This window comes from Streptococcus sp. HMSC074F05 (genome assembly GCF_001808725.1).
GTDB lineage: Bacteria > Bacillota > Bacilli > Lactobacillales > Streptococcaceae > Streptococcus > Streptococcus parasanguinis_I.
In genome coordinates this window covers 695,724-710,249 of sequence record NZ_KV794411.1, presented here as the reverse complement: position 1 = coordinate 710,249, position 14,526 = coordinate 695,724, and the positions used below count along the sequence as shown (strand labels likewise).

At 40.7% G+C, this 14,526-nt stretch carries 17 protein-coding genes and 1 other annotated feature; all 17 genes read left to right on the top strand.

The window, feature by feature from the left end; all coding sequences use genetic code 11:
• Window position 1: 1 nt before the first annotated feature.
• The 17 genes from thiI (at window position 2) to lacG (ending at window position 14,387) form a co-directional block, all read left to right on the top strand.
• The gene (gene thiI, locus HMPREF2685_RS07210) at window positions 2-1,222 is read left to right on the top strand and encodes a tRNA uracil 4-sulfurtransferase ThiI (RefSeq protein ID WP_031573605.1); all 1,221 of its coding nucleotides are present in this window, start codon (window positions 2-4) and stop codon (window positions 1,220-1,222) included.
• Between the two features lie 52 nt (window positions 1,223-1,274).
• Window positions 1,275-1,817 carry a hypothetical protein gene (locus tag HMPREF2685_RS07205; RefSeq protein ID WP_070466124.1) on the top strand — a complete coding sequence of 181 codons (543 nt, stop codon included), beginning with the start codon at window positions 1,275-1,277 and terminating at the stop codon, window positions 1,815-1,817.
• A gap of 137 nt (window positions 1,818-1,954) precedes the next feature.
• Window positions 1,955-2,042, top strand: a sequence feature (ribosomal protein L21 leader region).
• 34 nt (window positions 2,043-2,076) lie between these two features.
• Window positions 2,077-2,391: a 50S ribosomal protein L21 gene (gene rplU, locus HMPREF2685_RS07200; RefSeq protein WP_003007734.1), complete on the top strand. Its 315-nt coding sequence runs from the start codon at window positions 2,077-2,079 to the stop codon at window positions 2,389-2,391.
• Between the two features lie 15 nt (window positions 2,392-2,406).
• On the top strand, window positions 2,407-2,751 hold the full coding sequence (locus tag HMPREF2685_RS07195) for a ribosomal-processing cysteine protease Prp (RefSeq protein ID WP_031573608.1): 345 nt from the start codon (window positions 2,407-2,409) through the stop codon (window positions 2,749-2,751).
• Window positions 2,752-2,768: 17 nt separating this feature from the next.
• Entirely contained in the window at window positions 2,769-3,062 is a 294-nt protein-coding gene (rpmA, locus tag HMPREF2685_RS07190; RefSeq protein ID WP_003002805.1) for a 50S ribosomal protein L27, read from the top strand.
• 213 nt (window positions 3,063-3,275) lie between these two features.
• Window positions 3,276-4,022 (top strand): DeoR/GlpR family DNA-binding transcription regulator, encoded by a 747-nt coding sequence (locus HMPREF2685_RS07185; RefSeq protein ID WP_009731217.1) that lies wholly within the window; start codon window positions 3,276-3,278, stop codon window positions 4,020-4,022.
• Between the two features lie 190 nt (window positions 4,023-4,212).
• Window positions 4,213-4,689 (top strand): PTS sugar transporter subunit IIA, encoded by a 477-nt coding sequence (locus tag HMPREF2685_RS07180; protein ID WP_023918370.1) that lies wholly within the window; start codon window positions 4,213-4,215, stop codon window positions 4,687-4,689.
• A gap of 35 nt (window positions 4,690-4,724) precedes the next feature.
• Window positions 4,725-5,030, top strand: coding sequence for a PTS sugar transporter subunit IIB (locus tag HMPREF2685_RS07175; protein ID WP_003010999.1), 306 nt, complete (start codon window positions 4,725-4,727; stop codon window positions 5,028-5,030).
• Between the two features lie 94 nt (window positions 5,031-5,124).
• On the top strand, window positions 5,125-6,600 hold the full coding sequence (locus tag HMPREF2685_RS07170; RefSeq protein ID WP_003007726.1) for a PTS transporter subunit IIC: 1,476 nt from the start codon (window positions 5,125-5,127) through the stop codon (window positions 6,598-6,600).
• 202 nt (window positions 6,601-6,802) lie between these two features.
• Complete coding sequence (lacA, locus tag HMPREF2685_RS07165; protein ID WP_003007724.1) at window positions 6,803-7,228, top strand: galactose-6-phosphate isomerase subunit LacA; 426 nt, start codon at window positions 6,803-6,805, stop codon at window positions 7,226-7,228.
• 16 nt (window positions 7,229-7,244) lie between these two features.
• Window positions 7,245-7,760, top strand: coding sequence for a galactose-6-phosphate isomerase subunit LacB (gene lacB, locus HMPREF2685_RS07160; RefSeq protein WP_003002763.1), 516 nt, complete (start codon window positions 7,245-7,247; stop codon window positions 7,758-7,760).
• 10 nt (window positions 7,761-7,770) lie between these two features.
• A complete protein-coding gene (locus HMPREF2685_RS07155) occupies window positions 7,771-8,700 on the top strand; it encodes a tagatose-6-phosphate kinase (RefSeq protein WP_049515165.1) in 930 nt (309 codons plus the stop codon).
• Between the two features lies 1 nt (window position 8,701).
• Window positions 8,702-9,682 carry a tagatose-bisphosphate aldolase gene (lacD, locus tag HMPREF2685_RS07150; RefSeq protein WP_003007720.1) on the top strand — a complete coding sequence of 327 codons (981 nt, stop codon included), beginning with the start codon at window positions 8,702-8,704 and terminating at the stop codon, window positions 9,680-9,682.
• 309 nt (window positions 9,683-9,991) lie between these two features.
• Entirely contained in the window at window positions 9,992-10,825 is an 834-nt protein-coding gene (locus tag HMPREF2685_RS07145; protein WP_070466123.1) for a PRD domain-containing protein, read from the top strand.
• 35 nt (window positions 10,826-10,860) lie between these two features.
• Entirely contained in the window at window positions 10,861-11,178 is a 318-nt protein-coding gene (locus HMPREF2685_RS07140; RefSeq protein WP_049498249.1) for a PTS lactose/cellobiose transporter subunit IIA, read from the top strand.
• Complete coding sequence (locus HMPREF2685_RS07135) at window positions 11,178-12,878, top strand: lactose-specific PTS transporter subunit EIIC (protein ID WP_070466121.1); 1,701 nt, start codon at window positions 11,178-11,180, stop codon at window positions 12,876-12,878. Before HMPREF2685_RS07140 ends, HMPREF2685_RS07135 begins: the two co-directional genes overlap by 1 nt.
• A gap of 102 nt (window positions 12,879-12,980) precedes the next feature.
• On the top strand, window positions 12,981-14,387 hold the full coding sequence (gene lacG / locus HMPREF2685_RS07130) for a 6-phospho-beta-galactosidase (protein WP_083279707.1): 1,407 nt from the start codon (window positions 12,981-12,983) through the stop codon (window positions 14,385-14,387).
• Window positions 14,388-14,526: the final 139 nt, after the last annotated feature.

Here is a 14,526-nt window from a genome sequence, read left to right as displayed (position 1 = left end):
TATGACCTTAACCTATTCAGAAATTATGATTCGCTATGGAGAGCTTTCTACTAAAGGGAAAAACCGCATGCGTTTCATCAATAAACTTCGCAATAATATCCAAGATGTTTTATCTATTTATCCGGCTGTCAAAGTGACAGCGGACCGCGATCGGGCCCATGCTTATCTACATGGGACGGATTATGAGCCGGTGGCAGAATCCCTCAAGCAAGTTTTTGGAATCCAAAATTTTTCACCTGTTTACAAGATTGAAAAATCAGTACCAGCCTTAAAAGCGGCAGTGCAAGAGATTATGAAGGAGATTTACAAGGACGGCTTGACCTTTAAAATCTCAAGTAAGCGTAGCGATCACACTTTTGAACTCGATAGCCGTGAACTCAATCAAACCTTGGGTGGTGCTGTCTTTGAAGCCATCCCAACGATTCAGGCTCAGATGAAAAAGCCAGATATCAATCTGCAAGTCGAAATCCGAGAAGAAGCAGCCTACATCTCTTATGAAACCATCAAGGGAGCAGGAGGTCTTCCAGTTGGGACTTCTGGGAAAGGGATGCTCATGCTTTCTGGTGGGATCGACTCTCCAGTAGCTGGCTACCTAGCCTTGAAGCGCGGTGTGGACATTGAGGCGGTTCACTTTGCGAGTCCCCCATATACCAGCCCAGGTGCTCTTAAAAAAGCCCATGATTTAACACGGAAGTTGACCAAGTTTGGGGGCAATATCCAATTTATCGAGGTGCCCTTCACAGAGATCCAAGAGGAAATCAAGGCAAAAGCGCCGGAAGCTTACCTCATGACCCTGACCCGTCGCTTTATGATGCGCATCACAGATCGTATTCGCGAGGTTCGCGGTGGTTTGGTGATTATTAATGGTGAAAGCTTAGGACAAGTGGCTAGTCAAACCTTAGAGAGTATGCAGGCCATCAATGCGGTAACCAATACACCGGTTATCCGTCCAGTGGTAACCATGGACAAGTTGGAAATCATCGATATTGCCCAAGAGATTGATACCTTTGAAATCTCTATCCAACCGTTTGAAGACTGTTGTACCATCTTTGCACCAGATCGTCCAAAGACGAATCCGAAACTCAAAAATGCAGAGCAGTATGAGCAACGGTTGGATGTGGAAGCCTTAGTTGAGCGAGCTGTAGCAGGCATCATCGTAACAGAGATCACACCAAAAGTAGAAAAAGACGAGGTTGATGACCTGATTGAGGATTTGCTATAGGAGAGACTGGACGTATCCAGCCTCTTTTTCTAACCAACTTAAAGGAGACAAGATGAAAAAAATTATCGTATTAATGACAAGTTTGCTTCTGTTGATAGGCTGTGTCAAAGTATCGTTTACTGGCCCGAAAAAAGAAGAGAAGACTAGCCAATCAAGCAATAGAAAAAAAGAACCCCTCACATTTGTCAGGGCCGAGCAGTATAAAGACCAGGACAACGAAGTCTTGGAAGCGTCTGAAAAATTTATCAAGGAACATCCAACGCTTGGAGAAGCTGGAAAATTATTTGTCTTTTTTCCAGGATATACCTTTGGAAATGAGGAAAATCGCTTCGCCTTATTCTTTATTGTGAATCGTACCACCACAACCATCGATCGTGATGGATCCTTTGTCCTGAATTTGGAATATGATGGAGAGCCACTTTTTAAAGATGTCACAGTTGACTATGAAGTGAGCGAATCGGGTGTGTTAAAACCCAATACTGCTGCAGCGATTCCGATAAAAATTACTAAGGAACAAGAAGAAAAAATGAAGGGGATGAACGATTCGTCTAAAGCCAAAATGAGCTTCAATGACTTTAAATTTAAGGATAAGTAGATGAAAGCCGGTTTTGAATGCGATCTTAAACTATAAGATACAAAAAATAGATTTTTCAAAGAAAATTCGCTTTCAAAGCGCAAAAATACTTGTCTTTGTTTGATAGAAGTGATATACTTAGAGAGTTGACTATGCACATGCCTGTGCAACCGCTCGAACATCGTCGCTCATTTCCATGAGAGTAAGTGGTTCGTCCCACGATGCTAGGCGAGTCTTCACAAAAATACGGGGAAACCCAAAAATACATAGGAGGTGCATAATGAGCACATACGCAATCATTAAAACTGGCGGAAAACAAGTTAAAGTTGAAGTTGGTCAAGCAGTCTACGTTGAAAAATTGAACGTTGAAGCTGGTCAAGAAGTTACATTTAACGAAGTTGTTCTTGTTGGTGGTGAAAACACTGTTGTCGGAACTCCACTTGTTTCAGGAGCTACTGTTGTTGGAACTGTTGAAAAACAAGGAAAACAAAAGAAAGTTGTTACTTACAAGTACAAACCTAAAAAAGGTAGCCACCGTAAACAAGGTCACCGTCAACCTTACACTAAAGTTGTCATCAACGCTATCAACGCTTAATTTTTAGGAGAACACATGATACAAGCAGTCTTTGAACGAGCCGAAGATGGCGAGCTGAGGAGTGCAGAAATCACTGGGCACGCTGGAAGCGGTGAATATGGCTTTGATGTCGTGTGTGCATCGGTTTCGACTCTAGCCATTAACTTTATCAACTCTGTTGAGAAATTTGCAGGCTACGAACCGGATCTAGAATTAAACGAAGAAGAAGGTGGCTTCCTTCGGGTCACAATCCCGACAGATATTCCACCACATCAAAGAGAAATGACCCAACTATTCTTTGAATCATTTTTCTTAGGGATGGCAAACTTATCGGAGAACTCTTCAGAGTTCGTCCAAACAAGAGTTATCACAGAAAACTAACATGGAGGAAAACAATTATGTTGAAATTGAATCTTGCTAACTTGCAACTTTTCGCCCACAAAAAAGGTGGAGGTTCTACATCAAACGGACGTGATTCACAAGCAAAACGTCTTGGAGCTAAAGCAGCTGATGGACAAACTGTAACAGGTGGATCTATCCTTTACCGTCAACGCGGTACTCACATCTACCCAGGTGTGAACGTTGGACGTGGTGGAGACGATACTTTGTTCGCAAAAGTTGAAGGCGTAGTACGCTTCGAACGTAAAGGTCGCGATAAAAAACAAGTTTCTGTTTACCCAATCGCAAAATAAAAAGGTTCAGTGAACCTTTTTATCCCGAGCCTTGATCCAAAGGTGAGGAAGCTAGAAATAGCAAAATTAAAGCTTTCTGATTTATCAGAAGGCTTTTTTCTTTTATTTATTTAAAAATATCATGTTTACCCTTGTTAATATAATGTTTGAATTTGTGTTTTTTGAAAAATATAGTATAATAGAGACAAATATAGTAGGAATGGAAGTAGTACCATGAAAGATAGCAGACATGTTGAAATTCTTCAGGAACTGGATCGAAAAAGTGTGGTATCAGTCAAAGAACTCAAGGAACTCTTTGGGGTGACAGACATGACCATTCGTCGCGATCTGATCGATCTTGAAAAACAAGGTCTTTTAGTTCGTGTACATGGTGGAGCCCACAAAAAGGTCAAAGATAGCTTGTTAGAGGCTTCTCACAGTGAGAAAAATCTCATCAATATTGATGAGAAACGAACCATAGCAAAAAAATGTGCAGAGTTGATCGAAAATGGGGATACCGTCTTTATTGGGTCTGGTACGACAACAGATTTTATCGGCGACTATTTAGAAGGAAAGGAAATCAGTATTGTCACCAATTCCCTCCCCATTTTTGAAAAGCTAAAGGATTTTCCAAATTATGACCTGATCTTAGTTGGTGGTCGCTACCGGGTGAAGACACAAACTTTTGTCGGTCAATTTGCCAATAAACTCTTGAAAGAAATCAAGGTTTCTAAAGCTTTCATCGGGGTCAATGGCATCGATGGGCATCATGTTTCCACAGCCAATGAAGAAGAAGGAAATGGTAATGCTATTATTCTAAACAATGCAATTGAGAAATATGTGGTTGCCGATAACAGTAAGTTTGATAGCTATTCTTTCTATAGTTTCTATCGAGTGGAAGACCTGAATGCCATTATTACTGATGATAGTATTCCAAAGAAGATCAAAGACAAATATGCCTTGTATACGAAAATCATATAGAACAAAGTGGTCTCAAAAAAGAGACCACTTTTTACTGATTTAATGATGTTGGAAAATGACGGATAGAAAGCGCTTTAGAGTGATATACAAACAAAATTAAACAAATTTAGACAAAAAATGATTGACACTCAATCAATATAGTGATATACTGAAGCTATAAAATAAATAGTTAGATAAGGAGGTGGCAACAATGGGATTAAATCAACTCTTTAACAAAGATCTTGTATTTTGCCTACATGCCAAGGATCAAACAGATCTCTTTGAGCAGGTAGCAAGCTTATTGGAAGAGCGACAGATTGTGACACCAACCTATCGTTCCGCTTTGATTGAGCGTGAAAAGTCTTTCCCGACTGGATTAGACATGGAATTTCTTGGTAAGGACTTACCAAATGTGGCGATCCCGCACACAGACATTGTCCATAATCTCACTGAGAATGTGGTTGTGGTTCGTTTGGATCAACCGGTAACTTTCCATAATATGATTGCTCCAGATAAGGAAGTTCAAGTTTCACTCTTATTCTTTATTATCAATAATACGAGCTCAAGCCAAACGAATATTTTGGCCCAGCTGATGGATTTCTTTACTTCCAATGGAAATCTCGAAGCTCTATCAAAATTAGATAGTGAAGATAAGCTTTATCAATACATAACGGAAACTATTTCCTAAAACATTCGTAAATATTTATAATGGAGGACATCCAAATGATTAAAATTTTAGCTGCCTGTGGGGCAGGCGTTAACTCTAGCCACCAAATTAAGAGTGCGGTAGAAGAAGAGTTGTCAAACCGCGGTTATGATGTGCGTTGTGACGCTGTCATGGTCAAAGACGTCAATGAAGACTTGATTTCAGGTTATGATATCTTTACTCCAATTGCTGCAACTGATTTGGGATTCGATCCTGGTATTCCAGTGGTAGAAGCAGGACCAATTTTATTCCGTATTCCAGCAATGAGTGCGCCAGTCTTTGATAATATCGAAGCTGCCATTAAAGAACATGGATTAAGTTAATATTTTTTTAAAACAGTTTGTAAGCGTTATCCAATGATAAAATTGGGAACGATTAAAGCCTAATATAACAAATTATAAATCGGGAGGATTTATTATGAATGGCATTATTGATTTTGCCAATAAGTTTTTCAAACCCATCCTAGACATGGGTGCTCCGATCATCATGTTGATCGTCTTGACTTTATTGGCTCTCTTGTTTGGAGTGAAATTCTCTAAAGCCCTTGAAGGTGGTATTAAACTTGCCATCGCCCTTACTGGTATCGGTGCTATCATCGGTATGTTGAATGGAGCTTTCTCAGCGTCTCTTGCAAAATTCGTTGAGAACACAGGTATTCAATTGAATATCACTGACGTTGGTTGGGCACCTCTTGCGACCATCACTTGGGGGTCTGCCTGGACACTTTACTTCTTGTTGATTATGTTGATCGTCAACGTTATCATGCTTGCGATCAAGAAGACTGATACACTTGACGTCGATATCTTCGATATCTGGCACTTGTCTATCACTGGTCTTTTGATCAAATGGTATGCGGACAACAACGGTGTCAGCCAAGGTTTATCACTCTTCTTGGCAACTCTTGCAGTTGTCCTTGTAGGGATTATGAAAATCATCAACTCAGACTTGATGAAACCAACATTTGATGATTTGTTGAATGCACCAAGTTCATCACCTATGACTTCAACTCACATGAACTACATGATGAACCCAATCATCATGGTCTTGGATAAAATCTTTGACAAATTCTTCCCAGGTCTTGATAAATACGACTTCGACGCTGCTAAGTTGAACAAGAAGATCGGTTTCTGGGGATCTAAATTCTTTATCGGTTTCCTTCTTGGTATCGTCATCGGTATCATGGGTACTCCACATCCAGTTGCTGGTGTCGCAGATGCGGACAAATGGGAATTGGTTATTAAAGGTTGGTTGAGCCTTGGTTTGACTGCCGGTGTCTGCTTGGAATTGTTCTCATTGATCGGTTCTTGGTTCATCGCAGCGGTAGAACCATTATCACAAGGTATTACAAACGTTGCTACTAAACGTCTTCAAGGACGTAAATTCAACATCGGTTTGGACTGGCCATTTATCGCTGGTCGTGCTGAAATTTGGGCTTGTGCGAACGTACTTGCACCAATCATGTTGATCGAAGCAGTGCTTCTTTCTAAAGTCGGAAATGGTATCTTGCCACTTGCAGGTATCATCGCTATGGGTGTGACTCCAGCCTTGTTGGTTGTAACACGCGGTAAATTAATCCGTATGATCATCTTCGGAAGCCTTCTCTTGCCACTCTTCCTTCTTTCAGGAACATTGATTGCACCATTTGCAACTCAATTGGCTAAGAGTGTTGATGCCTTCCCTAAAGGGGTAGCTTCTACTCAATTGATCACTCACTCAACTCTTGAAGGACCAGTTGAAAAATTGCTCGGTTGGACAATCGGTAACGCAACAACTGGTGATATCAAAGCTATCCTTGGTGTAGTTGTCTTCTTGGCATTCTATATCGGAATCTTCGCTTGGTACAGAAAACAAATGATCAAACGTAACGAAGAATATGCTGCAAATGCAAAATAATCGTCATATGTAGTTTGAAAACTGACACCATATCTTTCGTGGATATGGTGTTTTTATTTTAAAAAAATGTTCGAAAATAAACAATTTAATGTTGACTTTCGTTCAAAATAGGTGTAATATAATATCAAAAGTAAGAAAATGTTCCTTTGGGAAAATTTAACAACAGGAATATTTGCTGAAACAAACAAAAGGAGGACAGGACATGTCTATTGTAATTGGTGCAGATGCTGCAGGATTAAGATTAAAAGATCTCGTGAAAGAGTTTCTTGTAAAAGAAAACTTCGATGTTGTAGATGTAACCGCTGAAGGTCAAGATTTTGTAGATGTGACACTTGCAGTTGCGAGCGAAGTGAACAAAAACGATCAAAATCTTGGAATCGTGATTGATGCTTATGGAGCTGGTCCATTTATGGTTGCGACTAAAATCAAAGGAATGGTGGCAGCAGAAGTTTCAGATGAACGTTCTGCTTATATGACACGTGGACACAACAATTCTCGAATGATTACCATGGGAGCTGAAATTGTTGGAGATGAATTGGCGAAAAACATTGCCAAAGGCTTCGTCAATGGTAAATACGACGGCGGCCGTCACCAAATCCGTGTTGATATGTTGAATAAGATGTGCTAATGAGAGGAGAATTCAAATGAGAATTGCAATTGGTTGTGATCACATTGTGACAAATGAAAAAATGGCTGTTTCTGATTTTTTGAAATCAAAAGGATACGAAGTGCTCGACTTTGGGACTTATGACCATACACGTACCCACTATCCAATCTTTGGTAAGAAAGTCGGTGAAGCCGTAGCAAGTGGCCAAGCAGATCTTGGTGTTTGTATCTGTGGTACTGGTGTTGGGATTAACAATGCGGTTAACAAAGTACCTGGTATCCGTTCTGCCTTGGTACGCGATATGACAACTGCTCTCTATGCTAAAGAAGAATTGAACGCAAATGTCATCGGATTTGGTGGTAAAATTACTGGTGAATTGCTCATGTGCGATATCATTGAAGCATTCATCCACGCTGAATACAAACCAACTGAAGAAAATAAAAAATTGATCGCTAAGATCCAACATGTGGAAACCCATAATGCTCATCAAGCGGATGCTGATTTCTTTACAGAATTCCTTGAAAAATGGGACCGTGGTGAATACCACGACTAAGAGGTGACGTATGATATTAACGGTCACGATGAACCCTTCGATTGATATTTCTTATCCTTTGGATGTACTCCAGTTGGATACTGTCAATCGTGTGGCTGAGGTGAGTAAGACAGCTGGTGGGAAAGGTCTTAACGTTACTCGTGTACTTTCTGAGATAAAGGATCCAGTGGCAGCGACTGGCCTACTTGGTGGTCGGACGGGGCAATTCATTCTCGATCATTTAGGAGAAGGGATAGAGGAACGTTTCTTTGAAATTGCTGGAGATACACGTAATTGTATCGCCATCCTTCACGAAGGCAAGCAAACAGAAATCTTAGAAAAAGGTCCAACCATTTCTGAGAAAGAAGGGCAAGACTTTCTCGACCATTATCGTCACTTGGTTGAACAAGTAGAGGTTGTTGCCATCTCTGGAAGTCTTCCTGCTGGTTTACCAGTGGACTACTATGCTAGCCTTGTCAAGATTGCAAGCGAAGCAGGAAAACCAGTCGTACTCGATTGCTCGGGAGCTTCTTTAGAAGCTGCCATTCAAGCAGCTGTCAAGCCTACGGTCATTAAACCAAACAATGAAGAATTATCACAGTTGTTAGGAAAAGAAGTGAGTAAGAATGTGGAAGATTTAAAAGAAGTTCTTCAGGATTCTCTCTTTGATGGCATCGAATGGGTGATTGTCTCCCTTGGTGCAAATGGCGCTTTCGCTAAGCATGGGGATGTCTTCTATAAGGTAGATATTCCTAAGATCGATGTTGTCAATCCAGTCGGATCTGGTGATTCGACTGTTGCAGGGATTGCATCTGGTCTCTATCATCATGAGAGTGACGCAGACTTGCTCAAGAAAGCAAATGTTCTTGGAATGTTAAATGCGCAAGAAGCACAAACAGGACATGTCAACATGGGGCACTATGATGCCTTGTATCAACAATTAATCGTAAAAGAGGTATAAAATGGTATTAACAGAACAAAAACGCAACTATTTGGAACGTCTTAGTACAAAAGACGGTGTCATTTCAGCTTTGGCTTTCGACCAACGTGGGGCTTTGAAACGCTTGATGGCCAAATACCAAGACACAGAACCAACAGTAGCACAAATGGAAGAATTAAAAGTCCTTGTAGCTGATGAATTGACAAAATATGCTTCATCTATGTTATTGGACCCAGAATATGGTCTACCTGCTACAAAAGCCTTGGACAAAGATGCAGGACTTTTGCTCGCATACGAAAAGACAGGCTACGATACGTCTAGCACCAAACGCTTGCCTGACTGCTTGAACCTTTGGTCAGCAAAACGCATCAAAGAACAAGGCGCAGATGCTGTGAAATTCTTGCTCTACTATGATGTAGACAGTGCAGATGAACTCAACCAAGAAAAACAAGCTTATATCGAACGCATCGGTTCTGAATGCGCTGCTGAAGATATTCCATTCTTCCTTGAAATCTTGGCTTATGATGAAGGAATTGCAGATGCAACCTCTGCTGAATATGCGAAAGTGAAACCTCGTAAGGTGATTGAGGCTATGAAAGTCTTCTCAGATCCTCGTTTCAATATCGATGTCTTGAAAGTGGAAGTTCCAGTTAATGTGAACTTCGTGGAAGGATTTGGAGAAGGAGAAGTAGTCTATAGTCGTGAAGAAGCAGCTGCTTTCTTCAAAGAACAAGAAGAAGCAACCAACCTTCCATACATCTACCTCAGTGCTGGTGTATCAGCAAAACTCTTCCAAGAAACTTTGGAATTTGCTCATGCATCAGGTGCTAACTTCAACGGTGTCCTTTGTGGACGTGCGACATGGGCAGGTTCAGTAGAAGCTTACATCAAAGATGGAGAAGCAGCTGCTCGTGAATGGCTTCGTACAGAAGGTCGTCAAAATATTGAAGAATTGAATGCGGTCTTGGCTAAAGTGGCAACACCTTGGACAGAACGCGTGTAAGAAACAAATCGTTATTGCCTCCTAAAGCAACATTTAGAACATTGGAAGGAAGAAATTCCTTCCAATGTTCTTCATTATTTTTAGGCTTTGTTTATTTTTTATAAAAAATGTTTAAAAACTTTCGCTGTAAGGGTTTACAAAATAAAAAACTTATGATAGAATAAGTCCATAAGTTAAATAGCAGTGAGCGTTACTAAGTTAGATTAGGCGTGACCACAAGTAGATTGAACAATTAGCGTAGGCTAGTTTTTTCAGTTGCTTCGTGGTCATTTTTATTTGCTTTTAACAAATTTTGCAAAGGAGAGCCTCATGTATCGTATTATCCATCCAATGAACAATAATGTTGCTTTGGTTCAAAATGAGCTTCAACAAGAGTTAATTGTTGTTGGGAGTGGGATTGCTTTTGGGAAAAAGAAACATGATCTGGTAGCTGATGATAAGGTCGAAAAAGTATTTCGTTTAAACACGGATGAATCAAGAGAAAACTTTATGGCCCTTCTAAAGGATGTTCCTCTTGATTTCATCACAACCACTTATGAAGTGATTGATACCTTGTCTAAGAAATATGCCTATCCTGTTCAAGAATATATCTATGTGACACTAACAGATCACATCTTTTGTTCTTACCAGGCGGTTCAACAGGGAAGATACAAACACAGTGATCTACCTGATGCGTCTGCTATGCATCCGATCCCCTATAAAATCGCAAAGGAAGCGATTGAAATCTTTCGAGAGCGGCTCTTGGATCAATTTCCCGATGACGAAGTGAACCGCATCGCCTATCACTTCATCAATGCACAAGGGGAAGTCATTCATGAGCAGGATCCTGATGTCCAAGATCGCCAAGCGATTTTGAAAGCTGTAGAGGAAAAATTAGCTCAAAATGGATTGAAACGAAAAGAAGAGAACAGTCATTTCTACGATCGCTTTATGATCCATCTTAATTATTTCCTTGACTCCCTAGATAAGGGAAGAGAGGATCCTGAAGGCTTGAGCGAGATGGAACAACTGATCCAGCTAAGTTATCCAAAGGCTTATGAGATTAGTCATCAGATCTACCAAACCATCGCTGAACAGACTGGAGCTAAGATATCTCCTAATGAAAAAGTCTATTTAGCCTTGCATATTCAACGTCTATTATAAAATTTTTAAAAAGGTTATCATAAGGAGGAACCAACATGAATAAAGAAGAAGTCCAATTACTTGGGTTTGAAATTGTCGCTTATGCCGGTGACGCTCGATCAAAATTGATAGAAGCATTAAAAGCTGCTGAAAATGGTGATTTTGCGAAAGCAGAATCCTTAGTAGAAGAAGCGGGTAGCTGTATCGCTGAGGCTCACAAATCTCAAACGACCATGCTAGCGCAAGAAGCTGCAGGAGAAGAAATCCCCTATAGCATCACCATGATGCATGGTCAAGACCATCTCATGACAACGATCTTATTAAAAGACGTGATTCACCATCTGATTGAACTGTATAAAAGAGGAGCAAAATAATGAATAAACTGATTGAACTAATTGAAAAAGGGAAACCTTTCTTTGAAAAGATTTCTCGAAACAAATATTTGCGAGCGATTCGGGACGGCTTTATTGCAGGGATGCCTGTGATCCTCTTCTCATCTATCTTCATCCTAATTGCGTATGTACCAAACGCTTGGGGATTCCATTGGTCTAAAGATATTGAAACTTTCTTGATGACTCCATATAGCTATTCTATGGGCATCTTGGCCTTCTTCGTTGGTGGGACAACGGCTAAGGCTTTGACTGATTCAATGAACCGTGACCTCCCAGCAACCAACCAAATCAACTTCATTTCTACAATGTTGGCTTCTATGGTTGGCTTCTTGCTCATGGCTGCTGAACCTGCTAAAGATGGCGGATTCTTAACAGCATTCATGGGGACTAAAGGGTTGTTAACAGCCTTTATTGCTGCATTCATTACTGTTAATGTTTACAAAGTCTGTGTGAAAAACAATGTGACCATCCGCATGCCGGACGAGGTTCCACCAAATATTTCACAAGTATTTAAAGACTTGATTCCATTTACATTATCAGTTGTACTCTTGTATGCACTTGAATTAGTTGTTAAAGCAAGCCTTCATGTAACGGTTGCTGAATCAATCGGTACTCTTCTTGCTCCTCTATTCTCTGCTGCTGATGGTTACCTTGGAATTACAATCATCTTTGGTGCCTTCGCCTTCTTCTGGTTCGTAGGGATTCATGGTCCTTCAATCGTTGAACCAGCTATCGCAGCGATTACTTATGCAAATGCCGAAGTAAACTTGAACTTGATTCAACAAGGAATGCACGCTGATAAGATCCTTACTTCAGGTACTCAAATGTTTATCGTTACTATGGGTGGTACTGGTGCGACTCTTGTCGTTCCATTCATGTTCATGTGGTTAACGAAATCAAAACGTAACCGTGCCATTGGACGTGCATCTGTAGTTCCAACATTCTTTGGTGTTAACGAACCAATCTTGTTCGGTGCTCCATTGGTATTGAACCCAATCTTCTTTGTTCCATTTATCTTTGCTCCAATTGCAAACGTATGGATCTTCAAATTCTTTGTTGATACCTTGGGAATGAACTCATTTACTTCTAACCTACCATGGACAACTCCTGGACCTCTGGGTATTGTTCTTGGTACGAACTTCCAAGTACTTTCCTTCATCCTTGCTGCACTTCTAGTAGTAGTGGACGTAATCATTTACTATCCATTCGTGAAGGTTTATGATGAACAAATTCTTGAAGAAGAACGTTCTGGTAAAGCAAACGACAGCTTAAAAGAAAAAGTTGCTGCAAACTTCAATACAGCTAAAGCAGATGCGATTCTTGAAAAAGCTGGTGTTGAAGACGAACCTGTTCAAAACAATATCACAAAAGAAACAAACGTCTTGGTTCTCTGTGCCGGTGGTGGTACCAGTGGACTCCTTGCCAATGCCTTAAACAAGGCAGCAGCAGAATACAATGTTCCTGTCAAAGCAGCAGCAGGTGGCTATGGTGCTCACCGTGAAATGTTGCCAGAATTTGACTTGGTTATCCTTGCTCCTCAGGTTGCTTCTAACTATGAAGACATGAAGGCTGAAACAGATAAACTTGGAATCAAATTGGCTAAGACTGAAGGAGCTCAATACATCAAGTTGACTCGTGATGGTAAAGGCGCTCTTGCATTCGTTCAAGAACAATTTCAATAATAAATACATTTACTGTTGATTGAAGTGAGATGGAGAAGGATTGCTCACTTACTCCTCTCCATCTTGCTTTATTTTTATTTTATGATTGAGAAGGGGAAACTTATGTCAAAAACATTACCTAAAGATTTTATTTTCGGTGGCGCAACAGCGGCATATCAGGCTGAAGGTGCAACTCATACAGATGGTAAAGGACCAGTTGCATGGGATAAATACTTAGCAGACAACTATTGGTATACTGCTGAACCAGCGAGTGATTTCTACCATAAATATCCAGTAGACCTACAGTTGGCGGAAGAATATGGCGTAAACGGAATTCGTATTTCTATTGCTTGGTCACGTATTTTTCCAACTGGTTATGGTGAAGTCAATCCAAAAGGGGTTGAATTCTACCACAATCTATTTGCGGAATGCCACAAACGTCATGTAGAACCATTCGTAACTCTTCACCACTTTGATACTCCGGAAGCTCTTCACTCAAACGGAGACTTCTTGAATCGTGAAAATATCGAACACTTCGTAGATTATGCTGCCTTCTGTTTTGAAGAATTCCCAGAAGTCAACTATTGGACAACCTTCAATGAAATTGGCCCAATCGGTGATGGTCAATACTTGGTTGGTAAATTCCCACCAGGGATTCAATATGACCTTGCCAAAGTCTTCCAATCACACCACAATATGATGGTTTCTCATGCACGTGCTGTGAAATTGTACAAAGACAAAGGTTACAAAGGTGAAATCGGGGTTGTTCACGCCCTTCCAACTAAGTATCCATTGGATCCTAAAAATCCTGCAGACGTTCGTGCTGCTGAGTTGGAAGATATCATCCACAACAAATTTATCTTGGATGCAACCTACCTTGGACACTATTCAGATGCAACCATGGAAGGGGTAAACCACATTTTGTCTGTTAATGGTGGTAGTCTGGATCTTCGGGACGAAGACTTTGCAGCACTTGAAGCAGCTAAAGATTTGAACGACTTCCTTGGAATTAACTACTACATGAGTGACTGGATGGAAGCCTTTGATGGCGAAACTGAAATCATCCACAATGGTAAAGGGGAAAAAGGAAGCTCTAAATACCAAATCAAAGGTGTTGGACGTCGTGTAGCTCCTGACTATGTACCTCGTACTGACTGGGACTGGATCATCTACCCTCAAGGTTTGTATGATCAAATAATGCGTGTCAAGAAAGATTATCCAAACTACAAGAAGATCTACATCACTGAAAACGGACTGGGCTACAAAGATGAGTTTGTGGACAATACGGTTTATGACGATGGACGGATTGATTATGTGAAACAACACTTGGAAGTCTTGTCTGATGCGATTGCCGATGGTGCAAACGTCAAAGGTTACTTCATCTGGTCTCTCATGGACGTCTTCTCTTGGTCTAATGGTTACGAAAAACGCTATGGTCTCTTCTATGTAGACTTTGAAACCCAAGAGCGCTATCCGAAGAAATCGGCTCATTGGTACAAGAAAGTGGCAGAAAGTCAAGTGATTGAATAAGTAAAAGAGGCTGGGACAAAAGTTCTAGCCTCTCAATTATTTTTGGATTGTCGAGCAAGACGCAGTTGTTGAGTGGGCTCTATTGCGCTGATTTCATCAGCTTTTACAACCCTACTCAACTGTGCGGAGGTGGGACGAC

Bases quoted from the DNA above. Each gene is read 5' to 3' on its own strand.
- HMPREF2685_RS07195 (WP_031573608.1), top strand. From the start codon at position 2,407: ATGATACAAGCAGTCTTTGAACGAGCCGAAGATGGCGAGCTGAGGAGT.
- HMPREF2685_RS07170 (WP_003007726.1), top strand. From the start codon at position 5,125: ATGAATGGCATTATTGATTTTGCCAATAAGTTTTTCAAACCCATCCTA.
- HMPREF2685_RS07135 (WP_070466121.1), top strand. From the start codon at position 11,178: ATGAATAAACTGATTGAACTAATTGAAAAAGGGAAACCTTTCTTTGAA.
- HMPREF2685_RS07180 (WP_023918370.1), top strand. From the start codon at position 4,213: ATGGGATTAAATCAACTCTTTAACAAAGATCTTGTATTTTGCCTACAT.
- lacD (WP_003007720.1), top strand. From the start codon at position 8,702: ATGGTATTAACAGAACAAAAACGCAACTATTTGGAACGTCTTAGTACA.
- HMPREF2685_RS07155 (WP_049515165.1), top strand. From the start codon at position 7,771: ATGATATTAACGGTCACGATGAACCCTTCGATTGATATTTCTTATCCT.
- HMPREF2685_RS07145 (WP_070466123.1), top strand. From the start codon at position 9,992: ATGTATCGTATTATCCATCCAATGAACAATAATGTTGCTTTGGTTCAA.
- rpmA (WP_003002805.1), top strand. From the start codon at position 2,769: ATGTTGAAATTGAATCTTGCTAACTTGCAACTTTTCGCCCACAAAAAA.
- HMPREF2685_RS07205 (WP_070466124.1), top strand. From the start codon at position 1,275: ATGAAAAAAATTATCGTATTAATGACAAGTTTGCTTCTGTTGATAGGC.
- HMPREF2685_RS07175 (WP_003010999.1), top strand. From the start codon at position 4,725: ATGATTAAAATTTTAGCTGCCTGTGGGGCAGGCGTTAACTCTAGCCAC.
- lacB (WP_003002763.1), top strand. From the start codon at position 7,245: ATGAGAATTGCAATTGGTTGTGATCACATTGTGACAAATGAAAAAATG.
- lacG (WP_083279707.1), top strand. From the start codon at position 12,981: ATGTCAAAAACATTACCTAAAGATTTTATTTTCGGTGGCGCAACAGCG.
- rplU (WP_003007734.1), top strand. From the start codon at position 2,077: ATGAGCACATACGCAATCATTAAAACTGGCGGAAAACAAGTTAAAGTT.
- lacA (WP_003007724.1), top strand. From the start codon at position 6,803: ATGTCTATTGTAATTGGTGCAGATGCTGCAGGATTAAGATTAAAAGAT.
- thiI (WP_031573605.1), top strand. From the start codon at position 2: ATGACCTTAACCTATTCAGAAATTATGATTCGCTATGGAGAGCTTTCT.
- HMPREF2685_RS07185 (WP_009731217.1), top strand. From the start codon at position 3,276: ATGAAAGATAGCAGACATGTTGAAATTCTTCAGGAACTGGATCGAAAA.
- HMPREF2685_RS07140 (WP_049498249.1), top strand. From the start codon at position 10,861: ATGAATAAAGAAGAAGTCCAATTACTTGGGTTTGAAATTGTCGCTTAT.